Source organism: Pseudomonas imperatae, from assembly GCF_057128625.1.
In genome coordinates this window covers 214,778-237,715 of record NZ_JBSKHP010000004.1, presented here as the reverse complement: position 1 = coordinate 237,715, position 22,938 = coordinate 214,778, and the positions used below count along the sequence as shown (strand labels likewise).

Below are 22,938 nucleotides of genomic sequence, written 5' to 3'. Positions count from 1 at the left end.
CGATTCAACAACGCGACTATTTCAAACTGTGTCACAACCATGATTCTAGACAGCAGGGCGCTACCGCCGTGGGGTGGCGGGATCAGTGGTTGTTCGGAGAAGTGTTACCAAATGCGTAGCAGCTGCCGCCAGGCTGCGTCAGGGCTCCACGGGGTGGGGCTGACGCAGCCTGGCGGCAGCTGCTACGGGGGGGTATTACTGCTTGTAGTTCTTCAGGAAGCCGCCGATGCGGCCGATGGCCTGTTCCAGGTCGTCGACGCGCGGCAGGGTGACCACGCGGAAGTGGTCAGGCCATGGCCAGTTGAATGCGGTGCCCTGCACCACCAGCAGTTTTTCCGACAGCAGCAGGTCCAGCACGAACTTCTCGTCGTTGTGGATCGGGCACACTTTCGGGTCGATGCGCGGGAACGCGTACAGCGCGCCCATGGGCTTCACGCAGCTCACGCCAGGAATGTCATTGAGCAGTTCCCAGGTGCGGTTGCGCTGCTCCAGCAGGCGGCCGTTGGGCAGTACCAGATCGTTGATGCTCTGGTAGCCGCCCAGGGCGGTCTGGATGGCGTGTTGGCTCGGCACGTTGGCGCACAGGCGCATGTTGGCCAGGATGTCGATGCCTTCGATGTAGCTCTGGGCGTTGTGCTTGGGCCCGGAGATGGCGATCCAGCCGGAACGGAAGCCGGCCACGCGGTAGGACTTGGACAGGCCGTTGAAGGTCAGGCACAGCAGGTCCGGGGCCAGCGAAGCGGTGCACACGTGCACGGCGTCGTCGTAGAGGATCTTGTCGTAGATCTCGTCGGAGAACACCACCAGGTTGTGCTGGCGGGCGATTTCCAGCATGCCCAGCAGCACTTCCTTCGAATACACCGCGCCGGTGGGGTTGTTCGGGTTGATGATCACCATGGCCTTGGTGTTGGGGGTGATCTTGGCCTTGATGTCGTCCAGGTCAGGCCACCAGTTGGCCTGCTCGTCGCACAGGTAGTGCACGGCGTGGCCGCCGGCCAGGCTCACCGAGGCGGTCCACAGCGGGTAGTCAGGCGCCGGTACCAGCACCTCGTCGCCGTTGTTGAGCAGGGCCTGCAGGGCCATCACGATCAGCTCGGAGACGCCGTTGCCCAGGTAGATGTCCTCGATGCCGATGCCTTCCACCTGCTTCTGCTGGTAGTACTGCATCACGGCCTTGCGCGCGCTGAACAGGCCCTTGGAGTCGCTGTACCCTTGGGCGGTGGGCAGGTTGCGGATCACGTCCTGGAGGATTTCGTCCGGCGCCTCGAAGCCAAACGGCGCCGGGTTGCCGATGTTCAGCTTGAGGATGCGGTGGCCTTCCTCCTCCAGGCGTTTGGCGTGCTTGAGCACCGGCCCGCGAATGTCATAGCAGACGTTGGCGAGCTTGTTCGATTTGCTGACCTGCATGATGGAATCCCAAGGAAAAAAAGTGCCGCGAGATGGCGCGGTGAAAATGAAATTGAATGCGCCTGGCGTGGGTGACAGACTGGGGTCTGAACAAGGCGCAATCATACGTGCCACCCGATCCCCGGAAAAGGGACAGATCGGGGTTTTTCAGCTGCCGAGGTAACCCGATGACCAAGTTCACCAAGACCGAGGAAGAATGGAAGGCGATGCTCGACCCCGAGCAATACAACGTCTGCCGCCTCAAGGCCACCGAACGCCCGTTCACGGGCAAGTACAACAGCACCAAGACCGATGGCGTGTACCATTGCGTGTGCTGTAATGCCGCACTGTTCGATTCGACCACCAAGTTCGATTCCGGTTGCGGCTGGCCGAGCTTCTACGCGCCGATCGAAGACAGTGCGATGATCGAGATCCGTGACACCAGCCACGGCATGATCCGCACCGAAGTCACCTGCGCGACCTGCGACGCCCACCTGGGCCATGTGTTCCCCGACGGCCCGCCGCCGACCGGCCTGCGCTACTGCATCAACTCGGTGTGCCTGGACCTGGTACCCCGCGAGTAACAATTCCCGTAGCAGCGGCCCCAGGCCGCGTCCCAGGCGCCGCGCACCCTCGGCCAGGACGCGGCCTTCGGCCGCTGCTACGGGATGTTATTTAAATTGTGTGCAATTGAATTGCACGCTATGGTTATCCTTCCACCCACGGAGGACCTGCCATGAGCGACGCCCTGCTGAACATTCCCTGCGCCACCATCACCGGTGAGCAGAAAACCCTGGCCGATTTCGCCGGGAAGGCCATCCTGGTGGTCAACACCGCCAGCAAATGCGGCTTCACCCCGCAATACAAGGGGCTGGAGCAGCTGTGGCAGGACTACAAGGACCAGGGCCTGGTGGTGCTGGGCTTTCCCTGCAACCAGTTCGGCAAGCAGGAGCCTGGCAGTGAAGACCAGATCTCGCAGTTCTGCGAGCTGAACTTCGGCGTTACCTTTCCTTTATTCAAGAAGATCGACGTCAATGGCGCCCACGCCCACCCGCTGTTCGTGCAGCTGAAAAAGCGCGCGCCGGGGCTGCTGGGGTCCCAGGGCATCAAGTGGAACTTCACCAAGTTCCTGATCGGCAAGGACGGCAAGCTGGTCAAGCGCTTCGGCCCCACCACCAAGCCCCAGGAGCTGGACGGCGAGATCCAAGCGCTGCTGAAATGACCGGCCTGCTGTTGGACGACCAGTTGTGCTTCAAGCTGTACGCCGCCTCCCGCGCCGTGACCCGTGGCTACAAGCCGATGCTCGACGCCCTGGGCCTCACCTACCCGCAGTACCTGGCCATGCTGGTGCTGTGGGAGTGGCACGCCAGCGCGCCGGAACAGCCCACGGTGAAGGCTTTGGGCGAGCGGCTGATGCTGGATTCAGGCACCCTCACGCCGTTGCTCAAGCGCATCGAACAGTTGGGCCTGGTAGTGCGCCGGCGTGCCGTGCACGACGAACGTGAAGTGCACCTGGGCCTGACCGATCAGGGCTTGGCGCTGCGCGACCAGGCCGCTGCATTGCGCGAGCGGCTGATTTGCGCCAGTGGCCTGGACCTCAACCAGCTGCAGCCCTTGCAGCAGGGGCTGGAGCACCTGCTGGCGCAGCTCACGGCGCGAGGTTGAGTGGGATCCAGTGGTCGATCAGGGTGATCAGCTCTTCGCGACGGAACGGCTTGGCCAGGTAATCGCTCATGCCCGCCGCACGGCAGCGCTCGCGCTCCTCGGGCATGGCGTTGGCGGTCAGCGCCACGATGGGTAGCTGCGGCCAGCGCCCGCTCTGGCGGATGCGCCGGCTGGCCTCGTAGCCGTCCATTACCGGCATGTTGCAGTCCATCAGCACCAGGTCGTATTCCTTGTCTTCCAGTGCCGCCAGGGCCTCGCCACCGTGGGCGGCCACCGTCACCTCGCAGCCCAGCTTGCTGAGCATGCCCTTGGCCACCAGCTGGTTCACCGGGTTGTCCTCCACCAGCAGGATGCGCGCGCGGCGGGGCAGCGCCTCGCCGCGCTCCAGCGCCAGTTGCTGGCTGGGCTCGTCACCCAGCAGGGTGCGCCGCAGGGTCTGGTACAGGGCGTTGCGCGCCAGTGGCCGGGCCTGTTGTTGCAGCGGGCTGAGGGCCGTGGCCTGTTCGCTGGGCAGGAAGTTGCCGTAGGCGGTCACCAGCAGGATCGGCGCGGTAATGGCCGGGCGCAGGCCGAACAGGCAGTCCAGGCAGTCGGTAATCAGCAGGTCGGGGTTCAGGCCTTCCAGCGGCGCGTCGGTGCTCAGCCGCTGGTAGTCCAGGCCCCAACCAGGCAGCAGGCTTTGCAGCAGCTCGGCGAGGCCGCTGCTGGCCGGGCTGATGGCAATGACCTTGCCCTTCAATAAAGGCGGGGCGACGGCCGGCGTATGGGTCAGCAGTGGCAGGTCGGCGCTGAAGCGGCTGCCGAAACCGGCCTCGGAGCTGATGCTCAGGCGCCCCTGCATGGCCTCGCACAGGTTGTTGGTGAGTGCCAGGCCCAGGCCGGTGCCGCCGTATTGGCGAGTGATGCCGGCGCCGGCCTGGGTAAACGGCTGGAAGATCTTGACCTGGGCTTCCTGGGGAATGCCGATGCCGGTGTCGCACACCTCGATGCTGACGCCACCGGGGTAGGTGCTCAGGCGCACATCCACGCGGCCGAAGCGGGTGAACTTCAGGGCGTTGGACAGCAGGTTGCTGACGATCTGCCGCACCCGGGTCGGGTCGCCCAGCACCATGGCGGGGAACCGGGGGTCGATCAGGCAAGCCAGCTCGACGCTGGGCGCAGCGTTCTGCGACAGCAGGTTGGCGGTGTCTTCCACCAGCGCGCCGAGGTCGAAGGGAATGCGTTCCAGCTCCAGTTGGCCTGCGTCGAATTTCGACAGGTCGAGAATGTCGTTCAACAGTTCCACCAGCACCTTGCCCGAGTCATGGGCGATGGACAGCTGCTGGCGCTGCTCGGCGTTCAGCGGGCTGTCCAGCGACAGCGCGATCATGCCTAGCAGGCCGTTGAGCGGGGTGCGGATCTCGTGGCTCATGTTGGCCAGGAACGCCGCCCGGGCCTGGGCCATTTCCATGGCCGTGCGGCGGGCGTTCTCCAGCTCTTCGTTGGACAGGCTCAGGCGGATGTTGCTGGCCTTGAGCTCGGTGGTGCGCGCCGAAACGATGTTCTCCAGCTCGGCCAGGTAGTCGGTAAGGCGGTTTTCGGCCGTGCGCCGTTGCTGGATCTCGGTGCTCATGCTGACGAACTGCTGGTTGGCCGCACGCACCAGCACGCCGATTTCATCGTTCTCGTGGCCAGGCGGGTAGTCGAGCTTGGTAGGCTTGGCCGCGTGGGGGTTGGAGTTGCTCAGGGCGCTGATCACCCGCACCAGCGGCTTGGTCAGCATGGTGTAGAACAACGCCAGCATGATGGCCGCCAGCAGCAGGCTGCGCAGGAAGCCGGAGAACAGGGTGATCTCGGCGCGGCGCAGGAAGCGCGTGCCGAAGGCCAGGGTGTCGACGTCCAGGTGCAGGGTGCCCAGGCGCTCGGTGGGCATGTGGCTGAGGAACAGCGCGTCATCGTAGGTACGGCGCTCGCCGAACAGGAAGTCGCTGACGAAGCGGTAGCGGCTTTCCAGGCGTGGCCGGCTGACGTTGGCCAGCACGGTATTGTTGTTGTCGGACAGGCGTGCACCGACAATGGATTCGGAATGCAGCAGCCCTGCGGCCAGTTCCTTGGCCAGCTCGGCGTCGATGTTGTAGGCGATGCGTGAAGCGGGGTTGTGGCTGATCTCGAGCAGCGAGACCATTTCGCGGTTGATGGCCGCGTCGACGTTGGCATAATCGATGCCGATCTGCACAATGCTCAGCAATGTCCCGATAATGAAACCGACCACTACTGTCAGTCGAGCCTGCTTGTATGACAGTCTGTGGGTGAACTTTATATCCATATATACCGGGCCAAGGGTTCGTTCCGTGCGCGCTGGGCAAGCATAGCTGATGTCGTGTCCTTATCGGCGCTGTGATTTCAGTATATCGACAGCGTCCGCGCGCGTTTTACTGTGAAAATGTGCAAAGGAGAAGTCATGGATTCGCGTCTGGAGGCATTCCTGCAACGCGCCGAATCGGTGCTGGCGCGTTTGGAGCCGTTGTTGCCCGCCGTGCGCCCGTCGCTCGACTGGGAACAATGCCTGGCCGCGCGCTGGCAGCGCGACGGCCGCACGGGCTATTTGCTGCCGTTGCAGGTCAGCCTGAGCACGCGGCTCACCGACTTGATCGGCGTGGACCGCCAGCGCGACCAGCTGGGTGGCAATACCCGCCAGTTCCTCCAGGGCTTGCCGGCCAACCACGCCTTACTGTGGGGCTCGCGGGGCACCGGCAAGTCGTCGCTGGTGCGCGCGCTGCTGGCCGAATACGCCGGGCAGGGGCTGCGGCTGATTGAAATCGAGCGCGACCATCTGGCCGACCTGCCGCGCGTGGTGGAACAACTGGCGGGCCTGCCCCAGCGCTTCGTGCTGTTCTGCGACGATTTGTCATTCGAGGCGGGGGAGGGTGATTACCGTATCCTCAAGAGCGTGCTCGACGGTTCACTTGAATCGGCACCGGACAACGTGCTGCTGTACGCTACCTCCAACCGCCGGCACCTGGTGCCGGAGAAGGAGAGCGACAACGCCCACTGGCAAAACGTCGACGGCGAGATCCACCCCAGCGAGGCGGTGGAAGACAAGATCGCCCTGTCGGACCGGTTTGGCCTGTGGTTGTCGTTCTACCCGTTCAGCCAGGAGCATTATCTCAACGTGGTCGAGCACTGGATCGGCGAATTCGCCCGCCAGGCCGGCCTGCAGTGGCAGCGCACCGCGGAGCTGGACATCCTGGCGGCACGCTGGGCCACCGGCCGTGGCAACCGCAATGGCCGCTGCGCCTATCAATTTGCCCGTTATTGGGTAGGTCTCACATTACTGGAGCAACCGCAATGATCGATTTGAACAGCACCGGCCAGGGCCTCGAAGGCTACGCGATGCTGACCGCGCAACTGGAATCGCTGCTCGCCGACGAGCGCGACTTCATTGCCAACGCCTCGCAGTTCTCGGCGTTCCTCTACAACTATGTGGACGACCTGAACTGGGCCGGCTTCTATATCAACCGCAATGAAGAACTGGTGCTGGGGCCGTTCCAGGGCCAGGTGGCCTGCGTGCGCATTCCGTTCAGCAAGGGCGTGTGCGGCGCCGCGGCGGCCACCCGCCAGACCCAGCGCGTGGAAGACGTGCACGCGTTCCCCGGCCATATCGCCTGCGACAGTGCCTCGAACAGTGAGCTGGTGATTCCGCTGGTGAAGGATGGCCGCCTGATTGGCGTGCTGGACCTGGACAGCCCGAAGCTGGCGCGCTTCAGCGAAGCGGACCAGGCGGGGATGGAAAAGATGGTGGAGATTTTCCTGCGTTCCACCGATTGCTGATTCGGTGACGCAACCCCTGTAGCAGCTGCCGAAGGCGGCGTCGGCAGCGACGCGGCCCTGGGGCCGCTGCTACAGGTCAATCGTAGATGACTTTCTTCTTCCACTCGGGCTCGACTTCCTTCAGCCCCTCGGTCAATTCGTTGTGGTCGTCTTCGCTCGGTGCAGTGCTGTCCAGCACCAGGGCGTTGGCCCGCGCCAGCAACTTCTCCATGTACTTGAGCTGTTCCTGGTAAACCGCGGGCTCCGGCTGCTTGCGCAGGTATTGGGCGCCGCGCTCGAACGCCAGGCGCGCCTGGCCCGGTTGTTCGGCCTGCAGCGCCGCCTGCCCCAGGTTGTTGAAGAACTCGATGTGCAGCAGCACCAATATATGACGAATCTCGCGGATCCAGTGCTTGGCCTCGTTGGCCGGCAGGAAGCCGTCCTGGGCCGCGCGGGTCACCTGGGCGTGCAGGGCTTCGAGCAGGAAACGCACGTCCTTGGCCTTGACCTCGGTCTGGATAGGGATAGGTGCATTCTTTACAGCAATGCCTTCGCCCTTGGCGATTTCCGCTTCCAGTTCCACCAGGCGCGCCTTGATGGCGGCGTTGCCCTTGTCCTGGGCCAGGATGCGTTGGTTGAGGTTGAGTTCCAGGCGGGTCAGCAGCAGCTTCAATGCCGGTGTCATGAATTGCCCGGGGAAGGTCTCGGTGATCTCGCCACAGCGGCGCAAGCGGTCGGCCAGCTCATGCTTGAGCTTGGTCTTCTCCAGCTTGTTGGTCTCCACCACGTTATTGAGATAACCGATGGCGATCAATGCAACGATCCCCGCTACTATAATCAGGGTGATCATGAGTGGTGTCACCGTGTAAGCCTCGTCAGATTGTCGTCCATTTGAGTGTAGTGGCTAAGCCACGGCCCGGATAGAGGCTATCGCCTGAAGGCCGCCACGCCGGGCCGGCGAACGCCGCTCCCGGTCAGGCTATCGGCAGGGAAGTCATTGATTTAAATAAATTTATCATTGGGGGTTGACGACTTCCCAAACCACCCCTAGAATGCGCGCCACTTGCAGCGTAAAGCACACAGCGAAACGCAGCAGGGAGTGAATGTTGTAGTGTGTCCCCTTCGTCTAGTGGCCTAGGACACCGCCCTTTCACGGCGGTAACAGGGGTTCGAGTCCCCTAGGGGACGCCAATGCGGGAATAGCTCAGTTGGTAGAGCACGACCTTGCCAAGGTCGGGGTCGCGAGTTCGAGTCTCGTTTCCCGCTCCAATTTTGGTTCTGTAGAGTTCCACCGAATTCTGCAAGCCATTGAAAACTGGGCCGAAAGGCCCTTTTTTCATTCCAGTGACGTCCACTGGAAACCGCCAACATCCGGGACTTTTAAGTCCATCTTTAAGTCCATGAATACGGGTGAGGCGCTTTCCGGATTGTTGCTGGAGGAGCGAGGTCAACGAGACAAGCATCTAGTCCTGACTCAAAGTTCAGGAGCTGGAGCATGGCACTCTCAGATATGGCCGCCCGGAACGCCAAGGCGACCGGCAAGGCTTACACCGTCAGCGATATCGACGGACTCTCCCTCGCGGTCTCCCCGACCGGAGGCAAGACCTGGCACTACCGTTACTACTGGGCTGGCAAGCAGAAACGCATGTCGCTGGGCACCTACCCGGAGGTTGGCCTTCGGGAAGCACGTGGCCTTCGCGATGCGGCTCGTGCGTTGCTGGCCAAGGGCATCAATCCCCGAGCGGATCGCAAGCAGAAGCGGCAGGCCGTCCGGCTGGCCGACGAGCACACCTTCCAGGCCGTGTTCGACAAATGGGTCGAGCACCGCAGGCTTGTCCTCAAGGAGGGGCGGCAGAGTACGCTGACGCAGATCCTGCGCATCTTCAAGAAAGACATTTTGCCGACGCTCGGAAAGCGTCCTATCTACGAAATTCAGCGTCCCGACCTTCTGGAGGTCGTTGCCAAGATCGAACGGCGGAAGGCGCTCAGCGTGGCGGAAAAGGTGCGCACCTGGTTCAGGCAGATGTTCCGCTACGCGCTGATCATCGTGCCTGGCCTGCCGCAGAACCCGGCGTTCGATCTGGATGTCGTCGCTCTGCCGATGCCTCCCGTTCGCCACAACCCTTTCCTGCGAATGGATGAGTTGCCGGCGATGCTGTCCCGGTTGCGCAAGTACCACGGCCGACTTCAGACCCAGCTCGGGCTGCGGCTGTTGTTCCTGACCGGGGTGCGTACCGGGGAGTTGCGCCTGGCGACACCGGATCAATTCCATCTCGACCAAGGCCTATGGATCATCCCCCCGGAGGTCGTGAAACAGTTGCAGCTTGAGATGCGCAAGGAGGGCAAGCGACCTGGTGATATCCCTCCGTATATCGTGCCTCTCTCGGCACAGGCCATGGAGATCGTCCAGCACATGCTGGAGCAGTTCAAGCCGGCACAGCGCTACCTCTTCTCCCATGGCTGGGACCTGAAGAAACGCATCAGCGAGAACACCCTGAACCAGGCGCTCAAGCGTATGGGCTACACCGATCAATTGACGGGTCACGGTATCCGCGCGACGATTTCGACCGCACTGAATGAAATCGGGTATCCGAAAGTCTGGGTCGACGCGCAGCTTTCGCATTCAGACCCCGACAAGGTGAGCGCCGCCTACAACCACGCCGAATACGTGGAGCAACGCCGGCGCATGATGCAGGATTGGGCTGATCGGCTCGATCTTTTCGAACAGCATCAGGTCGAGGCCGCGAGCATGCACCTGACCGTCCACCTGGAAGGTGTTCCGGAGGTGCCTGATGAAGTGCCAGAGGGCGCTGAAGCAGCAATTCCGCCTGCCCCCATCGTGTTGGTCTCGAAGCCTGGAGCGGGTATGCCGACGCTGCCGGACTCGGTGCATCGATTGTCCGCTATCACGGGACCGCGCACACCGCCGGTCTTGTCGGAAAGCCAGCGCGAGCAACTGGAGCGGCTGGACATCTTCAATTCGCCACACCTTCTTTCCGCAGCCGATTTTGCAAAGATGGCTGGGAAGTCGCGGCGATGGATCAGCTACGAAATCAGTGGGCGCAAGATGTTGGCGCTCAGCCTCGGCAACCTGGGGCAGCGCGTCCCGGACTGGCATTTCACGCCGCTGAAACACAAGCTGATCCAGGCGGTACTCAAGTTCGCACGCGAGGCGGACTCATGGGAAATCTACCGTGCGCTTTCCCAGTCGCACGATGACTTTAAGGGGCTTGCTCCTATCGAAGTCGTAACCGTAGACAATCTTCATGAGGTTGCTATGGTTGTGTGCTTTACCTTGAAGGAAAATGAACACGCGTTGAGTCAATATGCATAATATATAAGTGGCAAAGCTGTCTTTGACGGCCTTGCCACTTATCGAACTACAAGAAACCGTATTGCTGCTAAATTCCGCCTGTTTTTCTCGGCAGTTCTGGGGCACGCTTTCACTCTGTCGAGGAATGCAGGTGCTTCAACACAAACGCTTAGCAATGTTGTTGCCATCGCGATGTCTGCCTGGCCAAAAAAGTGATCATATGACGCTAGAGAGTCCAGCAGTAAGATGATCAGGTCAATTACTTGAAAGGTATCCCATGAAAATTAAGAGCAGCAGCTTCAAAGACGGTGACATGATACCGGGCGACTTTGCATTCGCAGTTCAAAACGCCGCAACGCATATCCAGTTGTCGTCCAATCTGAATCCTCACCTTGCCTGGGAGGAGGTCCCTGAAGGGACGCAGTCATTTGTCGTTGTGGCACATGATCCAGATGTTCCAGGCAAAGGGGATGATGTCAACCAGGAGGGGCGAGTCGTTCCCGCGACCCTGCCTCGCATTGCATTTTATCACTGGATACTTCTCGACATTCCCGTGTCCACTGCTGAAATCAGTGCGGGCTCACACTCCCAGGCTGTTACACCTCGTGGAAAGCCCGGGCCCGACGCACCGGAGGGGCTGCGTCATGGTGTCAATGATTATACGGCCTGGTTTGCCGGAGATGAGCAGATGAAAGGCTCTTATTTTGGCTACGATGGCCCTTGCCCACCCTGGAACGACGAGCTCATGCATCGGTATATTTTTACCGTATATGCTCTCAGTGTTCCTGCCCTCGACGTTAATGGTGAGTTGAATGGCCCCAATGTCATGGCCGCACTTGAAAAAAACGTAGTGCTTGGTACAGCCAGCTTGACCGGCTTCTACACCCTGAATCCTGAAGTCAACAAAGACTGAGGACCTTCCGTCTGCATTCGAGTTGGCCCGTTATTTGCAGGACTACACCGTAAATGAGGTGCTGATCTGGCAAGTGGTGACGGTCGCTCATGGCTAGGTGTATTTATGTATACCTGGTAGGGGTTTGGTGCCTGGTTGAAACCGCGTGTACGGTGTGTATCATCGATTCTTTTACCTATCGCCTCTGCCTTAAATTTGGGGCTGCGGAAGAGGGCTGATCATGACACCTGTAAACCAATCAGCGGCGCTCATAAGAAACAACATTACGCGGTTTGCCTGCAATGGGTGCGGAACTTGTTGTAAAGGGCGTCTTATCCCCCTGACGTTACAAGAGACTGAGGAATGGATAAGTCGCGGAGGTAGCATCGCAGTCATACTTGAAGCTTTCGACACGTCAGTCTTTCCATTGCTGGATCACTACCGCCACAGTGTGCGACGCGCAGTAGAAGTCACCAGTGGAGAGGCACGTATTCAACTAATAGCCATTTTTGCTGGTAATGCACTGACGCAGTGTCCAAGTTTAGGGGAGGATAACCGCTGTAATATTTATGAAGATCGACCGCTGGTCTGTCGAATCTATCCGATGGAAATCAATCCATTTCTAACCGTCCGTCCTGAAGAAAAGGTTTGCCCGCCAGAAGTCTGGGAGGCGGGAGAGGTATTGTGTTCTGACCGTATAGTCGCTCCGGTCCTGGAGGATCAGATTCAGCGCTCCCGGCAGGCTGATCGCGACGACGCAAAGGCTAAAGTGTTAGTTTGCGCGGCGATGGGCATGAATGTTGCCGCCTGGAAAGGCAATGCGCTGGCTGTTTATCTTACCGACAGTGTGCAACTGCAGCAGGCCATTAGCCGCGTTCGCTCTGGAAGCGATGTACCGGAAAATGTGTTTTGGAAAGTACGTGTCGAGGATGCTGACCTCCACACTCGTGTCCGTGGGTCAGGTGTTGAAATGGATGTTCGCGCACAGACTGAATATATCTTTCACTCGATTTAACTGGAGGCCTGAGTGACTTATCTGTTTGAGTCGGCATCGACAAAATGAGTCCTGGGCAGGCGAGCCTGGCGGATGACCTGATCTCTGCCGATATCCCAGCGATGAGGGCGAGTACAGGACGCCTGGCTTGAGCGCCCCCAGGATATTCCGGGCGAGCGTCGTGCGTATGCGTAAAAGCAGATCGCTGAACTCGCGTCGTACTGGCTTTCCCCTGATCCGTTGTTATCCCAGGCCAGCGGCTATCCATTCATGGCCTGACGGTATAGAAAATATCGTCGCGGGGATATACGCTGATGTCGGTATGCCACTCGTGGCCGCAAGCGGGTAACTCTAATGGCCAGTCCTCATGATTAACAGGAAAAAACATTGCAGCCATTAAGTGAAGCATTATTGGGTAATCATAAGTCCGACTTTCCACGATTTAAGTGGCTACTTAACGTGGCATTCATTTTCACAACCCTTGGAATCTCAGGGCAAGCGTTGGGTTCTGATACCGATGTAGAACAGATCCTGTGTCGACCTCCGCTACCGGACAAACCCATCGAAGTGACATCAGCTTGCGTTGATCCTGTGTTTAGCAAACCGGTGATCGACTCAGTGCAAAACATCTCGCATCCAATGGTATTGCACAAGGTGTCAGGGCATTTTGATGGCACACCTGTTACGTTTAATTTTTACTATCCGCCAAAATCACAATGGCGCGGACGATTCTTTCATAACACGTATCCGTTTACTGATGGTGAGGCCACTGACCATACTCTAAAATTTGGTTCCGAAAGCGGTGCTTACACTGTGAGAACAGGACAAAGCTCGGGGTACAGGGCTGATGCTGCGGCCGCGAAGTTTTCTCGTCAGGTTGCTCGTGAGTACTACGGATTAGGTGATGAGCACATCTATGGCTACGTATATGGGGGAAGCGGTGGTTCATATCAAACCATTGCGGCTATTGAAAACAGTGATGGTGTATGGGATGGGGCTGTGCCCTATGTCATAGGGACGCCGACATCTATCCCTACTAACTTCTTCGTTCGTGTCTTCGCACGAGTAGTCCTGATGGGTAAGGCGGAGCTGATTGCGGATGCAATGAGACCTGGCGGCTCCGGTGATCCTTATTTGTTACTCAACCCGACGGAGTCGAGCGTGCTCCGGGAGGTGACTTCGATGGGGGTTCCTCTGGAGGGCTGGGCAGATCCGAAGTATTTGCTTGGCCTTGGGGACGAAAAAGGGTTGATGGGATTTCGCGAGACCGTCAGGCAATTTGATCCTGAATACGCGGCGGACTTCTGGAGTAAGCCAGGATATCTGGGGACTGAGAAGTCAGCTCTGGGTAACCTTTTTCGTGCGGCGGTTGTGGATATACGCACCGGATTCATCCTGGACAAGCAAACGCCAAATCTCCTCCGGCTTGAGGACATTCCAGAGGGGGGCTATCCGCCTGAATGGGAGTTTACCCTCCTCGATGCTAATCAGCGACCGCTCGCCGTCGTTTCTGGAAATCTGAATATCGCAGAAAAAACTCTAAAACTTGATGACGGGCAGAACCTTGACATCGAGGCGATGAGCAAGAAGGCGGCCACGGTTCGAATCGACAATCGCTGGGCGCTTGCCCTCGCCGTGTATCACCGCTACCAGGTACCCCATGAGCCCGGAATAAAAGTTTGGGATCAGTTTGTCAGTGCTGAGGGCCACCCCAAATTTCCTCAGCGCCCGGAGATTGGTCCAGTGATCGCACGTGGTGCATCGGGGGGAGGCGTATTCACCGGGGTGTATACGGGCAAAATGATTCTTCTCGGCAATCTGTTGGATGTTGATGCTTTTCCCTGGGACGCAGATTGGTACGCCGCCCGGGTTAAAGCTCGGCTGGGCAGGACCTATAATGACCGCTTCCGGGTCTGGTTTAACCAAAATGCAGATCACCATGACGGAAGCGTAATCGTGTCCGGGAAAACCGACACAAAACAGATCCGTCTGGTTAGCTATGTTGGGATCCTGGAGCAGTCGTTGCGTGATCTCAGTGCATGGGTTGAGCAGGGAATCGAGCCGTCACCGTCGACGAATTATGACATTGCCGACGGTCAGGTCAGCGTCGCTGCAAAGGCAACCGAACGTCATGGAATTCAACCGGTGGTTCAATTGAGCGTAGAAGGTGAGGAGAAAGCCACCGTAGACATACTCGAAGCCGTTAAATTGAATGCAAGGGTTGAGTGTCCGCCGGGAGCGGGAAATGTGGTCAGGATTGAGCTGAGCGGTTCTGGCGATGACCACTTTGTAGTGGTTCCCTTCAAGACGGCTGTGGACGGGAGCGTCATTGTCGAAAAGAGCTTAACGTTTTCAAAATCGGGTACCTATTATCCAGTGCTTAGAGTGATCACAAATCGTGCTGGTATTGCTGATAATGACGTTGCCGCAGTGCAAAATTTGTCCCGAGTCAGAGTCGTGGTGCTGGATAGATAGCAGGGACAGGTATTCGGATTGAAAATGCTCAGGTCGACAAGTCAGTTCGTAAGAAGCGCTATGGGGTCTCTGGATCTTAAAAGTGCCTCTAAAAACCCCGATTCCTGGCATCATGATTCCATTGCCATCCAGGGGCGGTGCCGATGATCAGTCTGTTTGCCGGAGCCGAGCGCGAGGTCAGGCGCCAGCACTTGAGCGATCCGCTGGAACTGCTGTCACGGCACATCGACTTCGCCTGGGCATCGACCCCAAGGGAGGTCGCCCGGCGTGGCCGACGGGGTTGATGATCGGCTGCTATTGCAGCAGCAGTTGGACAACCTGTCCAACGAGGCACTGGAGTATCCGGTGCTGGCCCGTACAGCTTCCAGCGCTTTCCCGGAGTGAAGCACCGCGGCAAGGTGCCCAACGTCAACACGATCCGGGTGTGGCATGAGCGGCTCAGGAAGCAGGATCTGATCAGCGAGATCGGCGCGGCGGTAAGCGGGCAACTGTAGCGAGCCTGATTCATCGTCCGAAGCGGACAGTGAGGCTGCCCCTGAAAACCGGAGCGCATAGCCGCATCCACGAACTGCTGCTCCAGCCTGTAGAACTGAATCTTACTCTATGTCAAGTGCGGGGCGCTTAAGAGCTGGCATTCGGGGTATCTGATTGACAATGTAAGTATAACTTATAAACTTGACGTCAATCAGGTACTCAGGCCCGCCAAATCCACTGAATCAGTGAATTCGGATGTCATCCCCCAGGTAAATATGCCCGATTTCAACGATTCATTGATTCTGGTACTTAAAAGGAAGCCGTCATGCTTAAAATTGAACCGCTCTGCTTCTCGTCCGACTGCCCCAGCCGGGCCTTGTTCGACCAGATCGCTGATAAATGGTCGATGATGGTGTTGGCCGTGCTTGATGACGGTCCACACCGATTCAATGCGATCCGTCGTCGCCTGGAAGGCGTCACCCAAAAAGCGCTTACTCAATGCCTGCGCCGGCTGGAGCGCAACGGCCTGATCGCGCGCGAGGTGATCTCGCTTTCTCCGGTCGCGGTGCATTATCAGATCACTCCGCTGGGTCGCACTTTGCAACAGCCTTTTCAGGCGCTGCACGAATGGACGCTCACGAAGCTGCCGGAGGTCGATGCTGCACGGCAGAGGTTCGACGCTGCTGCAAGCCAGGCGGCAAGTGCGCAGGGCAGGTTGCTCCACTCGATGGCATGAACGCGTCATCGGTCGATCGTGTATCGGTAGCCGAATGCCAACCGCCACATGCCTGTGGAACGGGGTGATGGGGTACACCGCCGCCCATGGCAAAACGCCAGGCGCGTCTACTGTCGGCGCGGGTGATGAAGGTTCACGGGATGCTTCTTCAGCGCCACACCGGTGCAATCGACACCGGTCGCCATGATGGACGTGTCGCCTTCGAGCAATCCAGTTTGTGCTGGGGTGGAGATCGGCTGCGACAACAAGGAGAAGGTTGGCATTGCCTTGTCCTCGATTTCTGCGATCGCGAAGCCATCGAACATGTCACGACAACCGAGGGCACCAAGAGTGAGGTCATCCAAGACCTTGTCATCACGGCTGTTGAGAATCGCTTCGGTTGCATCAACACCCTTCCAGAGTTGCTTGAATGGCTGGCGGACAACGGCTCCTGCTTTATCGCACAGGATACCAAAGCATTGCTCGTCGACATCGGTATGGCCGAGGCCCTCGTTAAAACCTTCAAGCGCGATAACGTCTCGGTGAACTAATTACCCGACGTCATAATCGTTATCGCGCAACTGCCCTCATGGTCCGAACATTAGAGTGCTCTTCACCCCGCATAAGGCATTGGTGTATCGGTCGCCTCGTGAGTTCTTAAACCGTCAACAGAAACCTGATCTTGCCCGGTTTTTAAGGGGCAACTCCAGACAGCGACGGCTATTACGGGATACCAGGTTTCTTCAGGCCTACCAGGGTTACAGGAGGTGCCTGATTGACACTAGGTTTATTTTTGATACCGTCTGATCTGTCCTCACTGAGGCGAGCGGTCCGGGCCGTCAGATTCGTTCGTCACGCTTACCGGCGAGTTGCAACCCGCAAATAGTCATTCGGCAGGAAGTCCTTCTTTGGTCAAGCCGTGCCTGACTAATCATTGAGCGCGGGCGGACGCCCATTAAATTCAATATCTGAGGAAAATATGGAAAATTTAAAACTGCTGACTCCCCTGAGCAACAAAGAGCTCACCTTTAAGAATCGGGTATTCATGGCGCCGATGACCAGAGGCCGATCCAGGGATCAGGTGGCCAACGAACTGACTGCATCGTATTACGTGCAGCGCGCATCGGCGGGGCTGATTTTCACGGAAGGCACCCAGATCAGCGCCCAGGCGGTCGGCTGGACAAATACCCCGGGCATTTACACGCCCGAGCAGATTGCGGGCTGGAAGAAGGTCACCCAGGCGGTTCATGAAGCGGGCGGTCTTATTTTCGCTCAGCTCTGGCATACCGGCCGGGCATCTCACCCTGATTTTCATGGTGGAGAACTACCGGTCGCGCCATCGGCGGTTCCCTTCAACAGCCAGGCGTTCACGCCGGAAGGCGTCAAGCCGTCTGTGACGCCGCGTGAAATGACGATCGATGAAATCAAGTCCACCATCGCAGATTATGGAAAAGCCGCACAGGCTGCGAAGGATGCAGGTTTTGACGGTGTCGAGGTGCACGGTGCCAATGGCTACCTGCCTGCGCAATTTCTCGAAGATGGTCCGAACAAGCGAAATGACGAATATGGCGGCACCACAGAAAAGCGGGCGCGGTTCCTGCTTGAAGCCACCGATGCTGCGATAAAAGTCTTCGGCCCGGCCCGTGTCTCGGTCAGGTTGTCGCCGCGCATTCCCTACAACGATATGGGGGACTCTAATCTGGAGCAGACCTACATGTACGCGGTGGAAGCGCTGGAGAAGAAAAACGTTGGCATTCTGCATTTCATGGAGCCGGCGGTCCTGCCGGAAGGCGTTAAGCCTCTTGCGCCCGGGGCTCGCCAGCGATTCTCGGGGATTTTCGTTCTGAATGTTGGCTATGACCGCAAGTCTGCAGAACATGCCCTGCAAACCGGCGCGGCCGATGCAATTACATTCGGCACGCTGTTTATCAGCAATCCGGACCTGCCGGAACGCTTCCGCCTGGACGCTCCGCTGGCTACCGCGGATGCTTCTACTTATTACAGCGGTTCAGAAGGAGGCTACACAGACTACCCGCCACTGGCCTAGTCAATCGTGATCGACGTGGAGTTCCGGCCTTGTTCTGAATCGCCTTGCTCCTCAGTGCGCCGTGCCCGTCGGGCACGGCTTTTTTGTGGAATGGATTTCGATGCGAAGGCGTATCCAGGGATCGGTCCGTCACCAACCCGCCACACTGTTTTTTACAAGGCTGACCAGTCGGTACGGCAGAGTGGCGCGAAGCTGACGATATTGCCCCTGCTTCGGCAAGAAGTCCGGCTGGCCGAATGATTACCCCGATGGCGCGCATACATGCCTGGTATCCCAAGCCCTACCAGAGCGACTTAAAGTACCTTATTGACTCCAGGTTTAAAAAATATACTAATGGTTCTTCCAGCTAATGAATGGGTTATTTTATGAGAAACAATCTTCAGTTTTATATCGATGGATCCTGGGTGCAGCCTGCCAGCGACTCGGTACTCGACGTCATCAACCCGGCGGACGAGACCGTCGTTGGCCAGGTCGCTCTTGGCGATGCCAGCGACGTGGACAAGGCCGTCTCAGCGGCGCGGAAAGCGTTCGGGACCTACTCGCAGACGTCGGTCGCGGAACGTATCGCCCTTTTTGACCGCATCATTGCCGCGTATGAAAAGAGAATGGGTGATGTTGCTCTCGCGATCACCGAAGAAATGGGTGCGCCGCAGTGGCTGGCCGAACAGCTGCAGGCGACGGTTGGTGTCACTCATTTTCAAATCGCACGTGCCGCTCTGGCTGACTACCGTTTCGATGAGCCACTGGGTGCGACAAAAGTGGTGCGCGAGGCGGTCGGCGTCTGCGCCCTGATCACGCCGTGGAACTGGCCGTTGATGCAGATCGCCGCAAAGGTCGCCCCGGCGCTCGCCGCAGGATGTACCATGATCCTCAAACCATCCGAAATTGCGCCATTTTCCGCGACGGTCTTCGCCGAGATCCTGGACGAGGCCGGTGTCCCCAAGGGAGTATTCAACCTTGTTCATGGTAATGGCCCGGGTGTCGGCAATGCGCTGACGACCCATCCCGACGTCGATCTCGTGTCGTTTACCGGTTCGACGGCCGCAGGTGTTCAGGTCGCGCGCAGCGCTGCGGGTACGGTCAAGCGGGTGCATCAGGAACTGGGGGGGAAATCGCCAAATATCATCCTGCCCAGCGCCGATCTGGCATCGGCTGTCGAGGGCGGTGTGGCGCAGATCATGCTGAATTGCGGCCAGTCTTGTAACGCCCCATCGCGCATGCTTGTCCATGTCGATCAGATCGCAGAAGCGATCGGTTATGCCCGGGCAGCCGCCGAGACCTGGTCGGTCGGACATCCTTCATCCAATGCGAAGATGGGGCCAGTGGCTTCCGAGGCGCAGTGGAACAAGATCCAGGGCCTGATCCAGACCGGCATCGATGAAGGGGCCACGCTCGTTGCTGGCGGGCTCGGCCGCCCTGACGGACTTGAAACAGGCTTCTACCTCCGGCCGACGGTCTTCGCCGACGTGCGCAACGACATGACCATTGCCCGGGAAGAGATTTTCGGCCCTGTTCTGGTCATCATTGCTTATTCCGACGAAGAAGAAGCCGTGAGGATTGCCAATGACACGGTCTACGGTCTTGCTGCCTACGTACAGGGCGAACGAGGAGCGGCTGAGGCGACGGCACGTCGCCTGCGGGCCGGTCAGGTGCTCCTGAACAACGCCAGTCTCGATCTGGCCGCGCCCTTCGGCGGGTACAAGCAGTCCGGCAACGGCCGCGAGTGGGGGCCGATGGCTATTGCTGACTTCCTTGAAACCAAAGCCATCGTGGGCCTCAACGGGGCAGTCTGATATCAGCTTTAAGTAAGTGCCTCTGGACCGGGTCACCCGGTTTCGGGGGCAAGCCTCTGGTCGGGCTTCTGAGCGCTCGAATATCAGAGCTCTTGGAACCGCCGGGATGTGGCTGCCACGGAGGCGACGTTCCGCAACCCGCCACGCGTGAACGGGAAGATAATGAATTCTGATCTCGTGACTGGGCGGGTGTTTCCCGTCCCGCCCGAGAGGCTATTTCTGGCGCATTTGAACAAAGAGCTTCTGGGCAGTTGGTTTCCACCACACACAGCGCAGAGGATCGCATCCAAACTGGATTTGCGCGCAGGAGGGCGTCTGGATTATTTGAAAGTCCACCGTCCAGTCCGACGAATGCCAGCCGAACGCTGATGGTGGTGTCGCTCCATATGTGTCCGTTTCGAAAAAGATCAAAGCAAAGGAGGTCATTTCCATGTCACTCAGCAAAACCGCCGTCATCTTTGGCGTGGGCCCCGGCATCGGCATAGCTGCCGCCCGCGAGTTCGCGGCACTGGGCTACCGGCTTGCGCTCGTCGCCCGGACCAGCTCGAAGCTTGAGCGGGTTGTCGCGCAGTTCGAGGCAGCCGGGGCGACCGCGAAGGGGTTTGTGGCCGATGGCGGAGACGGCGAATCGATTGACGCCGTCGTACCCGAGATCCGCAGGTGGGCGGGGGGCGACCCGAGTGTCGTGTTGTTCAACGCATTCACGTCTCAGCCGGCGGGGCCGACACACAGAGTCTCCCCGGCGGGATTCGCGCGAAGCCTGCTGGTGAACGCTGCTGCGGCGCAGCATCTGGCCTATCACTTCGCACCCGCGCTGGTGGCGGCAGGGGAAGGCTCGTTGCTCTTTACCGGGAATTCGATGCCGCTCCATCCGATGGGCAACGGCTTCGGCACGTTAAGCGCCGGCAAGTCTGCGATGCGCTCGTTGGCCCTGACTTTGGCCGAGGATCTTGCCGGGAGCGGCGTGCGTGTCGGCCTCCTCACGGTAGACGGCCCAACGGCACGGGGAAGCGCCCTTGATCCTGACGTGATCGCGGCCGAGTTCGTGAAGATGCACGAAGGCACCGTCACCGACACGGAGGTCATCTACAGTGGGCCATCCGCTACGGCCTGATGTTGATCTCGCTCCATGCGCGCAGTCATCAAAGGGCGCCGATACCAAGTTGCGACGAGCCGCCCAGCGTGACCGACGCCCTGCAAGGGGTCGGGTACCACGTTTGGCGGGCTACGCGGGCCTTCGATTGTCGTTCGGGAACGAACGGGCAGCCGCCCTTGATATTCTCCGGGACCGGACCAGCCGGTCCCGGAGAATATCCTTAAGGATGCCTCTTGTCGGACTTCTGAACGCCTGGAAATCAGCGCTTTTGAAAAGCCGAGATGTTCTCGCTCAGCCATGCCGCGACCGACCGCGGCGCCTTGCCGGTCAGCTCGGCAAAAGTCGCTGTCGTTTCGGCAAGGACGGATTCCCTGAACAAACGGTCGATCCCGAGCAGAAGGTCAGCCACTAAATCACTGGAACCCGAACCGATCAACACTTCGCGCTGCTCATCCGGGGTGCGATGCTGGTAAGTTATGGTTTTGCCCAGAAGCCGTGAGAGTTCCCCGGCAACGTCCTCCATGCTGACCGTGGACGGGCCCGTCAGATGGTAGGCTCGCTGGGAGCCGGTATGAGCCGCATCAAGTAGTGCGACGCGCGCTGCATCAGCGACATCGCGCGTGTCGATCAGATTGACGCGCCCGTTTCCGGCAGCGCCACCCCAGGTTCCCTGAGCAACCGGTGCTCCAGCACGCGCCAAAATATCGACGAAGGAAGATGGGCGCAGGAGGGTGTAGCCGATGTCCTGGCGAGCAAGGTGCGCCTCTATCTCCATGTGCCAGTCGAAGGGGTGTAGCTTCGATGCGGGGCCCATCACGGACAGCTTGACGATGTGGGCGACCCCGGCGGCGACTGCCGCATCTATCAGGGCAATCTCGTTGACGACCTGCTGCGCAGAAGTGCCATGCGCCAGGAACAGCTTGTCCGTACCGCGCAGCGCATCCAGCAACGACGATGGCTTTTCGAAATTGACCGTTGCCAAAGGCACGTCAGGTGGCACACGCCCGGCATCCGGATTCCGGGTCAGCGCCACGATGTCCACCGGATCACTGAGCAGGCTTGAAACCAGCGCAGCGCCGACACGACCGCTTGCACCGGCGATCGCAATGCGCGGACCCCCTTTAGCAGGTTGCTCATGAACATCCTTACCAGTATTGCTCATCATTTTCAGATTTCCCCTTTTGGTTTTTGCTTCGGTTCACTCTTGCCTGGCGAGTTGCGAGAAAGCTACCGGTCCTGGCCAGGGTCGCAGTCGACTGTCCAGTCAGGACGGAATCTGCCCGGCGACGCACGTTCAGCGGCATCCTGTTGACGAAACGCGCGGGGCGACATGCCGGTTGTGCGCTTGAATACTTTGGAAAACCCGAAGGCATCCTGATAACCGACGGCAGCAGCAACAACTTCCAGCGATTGCCGGGATCCGGCCAGCAACTGCATCGCATGTTGCATCCTCAAAGTACGGAGGTAATTGAGTGGGGTATCCCCCGTAGCGATGCGGAAGCGTTCGGCCAATGCCGTGCGTGACAAACCTGCCCGCTTTGCCAGTCCATCAAGTGTCCAGGCACTGGCCATCTCTTTCTGCATCAGCGCCATCACTTTGCCAATCTGCGGATCGCTTGCGCCCTGGCACCAGCCGGGTTGCTCGATCGCCTGGCGGGTAACCACCTCCCGCATTACGTAAGCGAACACCACGTCCAGCAAGCCATTGATGACGATCCCGCGGCCGGGCTCGCTGTTGCGTAGTTCCTGGGCCAGCATCCCGCAGGCCATGGTCAACGGGCTCAGGCGTGGCATGTCCTCCGCGCGCAGCACGTACCATGGGGGCATCTCGGCGAAAAACTGGTGCAGCGGCGTGTGCCAGAACTGATAGACCCCACTGAGCACATGTGCGGACTGCTCGGGAGAGGGGAGTTCCGTCGCCTCGCGAATATCCAGATAGATCTGATGCTGTCCGGCCAACTCTGCCGACAAACTGATGACGTGGGAAGTGCCCCGTGCCATCACCACGATATCGCCACGCGCCAGGGCCAATGACGACGCTTGACAGCTGGCGTGCAGGTACACAGGCCCGCGCAGCACGACGTGGATGCCAACGCTTCGTTCGCAGGGAAACTGCAGCGCCAGGTCTGGCTGCATGAAACTCAATGCGAGCTTGCGTGAAGACCAGCCGTTGTGCCGCAGTAAGTCGGTCAAAAGGTCGGTTGACATGAATTATGATCCAAAACTGAACGTATGGACATGATTTGTGAATCTAATGGCATTATAAGTTCAGATCAACGGGATTATATTTCATTCCTTC

The 22,938-nt window shown here is 59.1% G+C and carries 18 protein-coding genes, 2 tRNA genes and 1 pseudogene; 16 read left to right on the top strand and 5 right to left on the bottom strand.

Annotated elements, in window-relative coordinates; all coding sequences use genetic code 11:
- Window positions 1-195 precede the first annotated feature (195 nt).
- Entirely contained in the window at window positions 196-1,407 is a 1,212-nt protein-coding gene (locus ACWKWX_RS07500; protein ID WP_416423117.1) for a pyridoxal phosphate-dependent aminotransferase, read from the bottom strand.
- A 167-nt stretch (window positions 1,408-1,574) separates the two neighbouring features.
- Between ACWKWX_RS07500 and msrB the strand changes: the two genes are divergently transcribed.
- From msrB to ACWKWX_RS07485, 3 genes are all read left to right on the top strand, one after another.
- Window positions 1,575-1,970 carry a peptide-methionine (R)-S-oxide reductase MsrB gene (msrB, locus tag ACWKWX_RS07495; protein ID WP_416423118.1) on the top strand — a complete coding sequence of 132 codons (396 nt, stop codon included), beginning with the start codon at window positions 1,575-1,577 and terminating at the stop codon, window positions 1,968-1,970.
- A 152-nt stretch (window positions 1,971-2,122) separates the two neighbouring features.
- Complete coding sequence (locus ACWKWX_RS07490; RefSeq protein ID WP_416423119.1) at window positions 2,123-2,608, top strand: glutathione peroxidase; 486 nt, start codon at window positions 2,123-2,125, stop codon at window positions 2,606-2,608.
- Window positions 2,605-3,051 (top strand): MarR family winged helix-turn-helix transcriptional regulator, encoded by a 447-nt coding sequence (locus tag ACWKWX_RS07485; RefSeq protein WP_416423120.1) that lies wholly within the window; start codon window positions 2,605-2,607, stop codon window positions 3,049-3,051. Before ACWKWX_RS07490 ends, ACWKWX_RS07485 begins: the two co-directional genes overlap by 4 nt.
- Here the strand turns inward: ACWKWX_RS07485 and ACWKWX_RS07480 are convergent.
- A complete protein-coding gene (locus ACWKWX_RS07480; RefSeq protein ID WP_416423121.1) occupies window positions 3,035-5,356 on the bottom strand; it encodes a hybrid sensor histidine kinase/response regulator in 2,322 nt (773 codons plus the stop codon). The two genes, ACWKWX_RS07485 and ACWKWX_RS07480, sit on opposite strands and share 17 nt — an antisense overlap.
- A 135-nt stretch (window positions 5,357-5,491) precedes the next feature.
- On the opposite strand from ACWKWX_RS07480, the gene ACWKWX_RS07475 reads away from it, so the two are divergent.
- Window positions 5,492-6,382, top strand: a complete 891-nt coding sequence (locus tag ACWKWX_RS07475; protein ID WP_483827392.1) for an ATP-binding protein — start codon at window positions 5,492-5,494, stop codon at window positions 6,380-6,382.
- Window positions 6,379-6,861: a GAF domain-containing protein gene (locus ACWKWX_RS07470; protein WP_416423123.1), complete on the top strand. Its 483-nt coding sequence runs from the start codon at window positions 6,379-6,381 to the stop codon at window positions 6,859-6,861. The genes ACWKWX_RS07475 and ACWKWX_RS07470 overlap by 4 nt, the downstream gene beginning before the upstream one ends.
- 76 nt (window positions 6,862-6,937) lie before the next feature.
- Here the strand turns inward: ACWKWX_RS07470 and ACWKWX_RS07465 are convergent, their stop codons facing one another.
- Window positions 6,938-7,702, bottom strand: a complete 765-nt coding sequence (locus ACWKWX_RS07465) for a hypothetical protein (RefSeq protein ID WP_416423124.1) — start codon at window positions 7,700-7,702, stop codon at window positions 6,938-6,940.
- 253 nt (window positions 7,703-7,955) lie between these two features.
- On the opposite strand from ACWKWX_RS07465, the gene ACWKWX_RS07460 reads away from it, so the two are divergent.
- From ACWKWX_RS07460 to ACWKWX_RS07410, 11 genes and pseudogenes are all read left to right on the top strand, one after another.
- Window positions 7,956-8,031 (top strand) — tRNA-Glu (locus ACWKWX_RS07460).
- A 2-nt stretch (window positions 8,032-8,033) separates the two neighbouring features.
- Window positions 8,034-8,109, top strand: a tRNA-Gly gene (locus tag ACWKWX_RS07455).
- A 226-nt stretch (window positions 8,110-8,335) separates the two neighbouring features.
- On the top strand, window positions 8,336-10,174 hold the full coding sequence (locus ACWKWX_RS07450) for a tyrosine-type recombinase/integrase (RefSeq protein ID WP_483827391.1): 1,839 nt from the start codon (window positions 8,336-8,338) through the stop codon (window positions 10,172-10,174).
- A gap of 256 nt (window positions 10,175-10,430) precedes the next feature.
- Window positions 10,431-11,066 carry a YbhB/YbcL family Raf kinase inhibitor-like protein gene (locus ACWKWX_RS07445; RefSeq protein WP_483827390.1) on the top strand — a complete coding sequence of 212 codons (636 nt, stop codon included), beginning with the start codon at window positions 10,431-10,433 and terminating at the stop codon, window positions 11,064-11,066.
- A gap of 220 nt (window positions 11,067-11,286) precedes the next feature.
- Window positions 11,287-12,060, top strand: a complete 774-nt coding sequence (locus ACWKWX_RS07440) for a YkgJ family cysteine cluster protein (protein ID WP_483827389.1) — start codon at window positions 11,287-11,289, stop codon at window positions 12,058-12,060.
- Between the two features lie 366 nt (window positions 12,061-12,426).
- Window positions 12,427-14,514, top strand: coding sequence for a Tat pathway signal sequence domain protein (locus ACWKWX_RS07435; RefSeq protein ID WP_483827388.1), 2,088 nt, complete (start codon window positions 12,427-12,429; stop codon window positions 14,512-14,514).
- A gap of 799 nt (window positions 14,515-15,313) precedes the next feature.
- Window positions 15,314-15,724, top strand: coding sequence for a winged helix-turn-helix transcriptional regulator (locus ACWKWX_RS07430; RefSeq protein WP_483827387.1), 411 nt, complete (start codon window positions 15,314-15,316; stop codon window positions 15,722-15,724).
- Between the two features lie 81 nt (window positions 15,725-15,805).
- Window positions 15,806-16,378 (top strand): annotated as a pseudogene (locus ACWKWX_RS07425) (IS3 family transposase); the annotation flags it as partial.
- A gap of 304 nt (window positions 16,379-16,682) precedes the next feature.
- Window positions 16,683-17,750 (top strand): alkene reductase, encoded by a 1,068-nt coding sequence (locus ACWKWX_RS07420; protein ID WP_483827386.1) that lies wholly within the window; start codon window positions 16,683-16,685, stop codon window positions 17,748-17,750.
- A gap of 365 nt (window positions 17,751-18,115) precedes the next feature.
- Window positions 18,116-19,543, top strand: a complete 1,428-nt coding sequence (locus ACWKWX_RS07415) for an aldehyde dehydrogenase family protein (RefSeq protein ID WP_483827385.1) — start codon at window positions 18,116-18,118, stop codon at window positions 19,541-19,543.
- A 430-nt stretch (window positions 19,544-19,973) separates the two neighbouring features.
- Window positions 19,974-20,657, top strand: coding sequence for an SDR family NAD(P)-dependent oxidoreductase (locus ACWKWX_RS07410; RefSeq protein ID WP_483827384.1), 684 nt, complete (start codon window positions 19,974-19,976; stop codon window positions 20,655-20,657).
- 241 nt (window positions 20,658-20,898) lie between these two features.
- Here ACWKWX_RS07410 and ACWKWX_RS07405 read toward each other — a convergent pair whose 3' ends face one another.
- A complete protein-coding gene (locus ACWKWX_RS07405; RefSeq protein ID WP_483827383.1) occupies window positions 20,899-21,804 on the bottom strand; it encodes an NAD(P)H-binding protein in 906 nt (301 codons plus the stop codon).
- Between the two features lie 62 nt (window positions 21,805-21,866).
- Window positions 21,867-22,847 carry an AraC family transcriptional regulator gene (locus ACWKWX_RS07400; RefSeq protein WP_483827382.1) on the bottom strand — a complete coding sequence of 327 codons (981 nt, stop codon included), beginning with the start codon at window positions 22,845-22,847 and terminating at the stop codon, window positions 21,867-21,869.
- Between the last annotated feature and the right edge of the window lie 91 nt (window positions 22,848-22,938).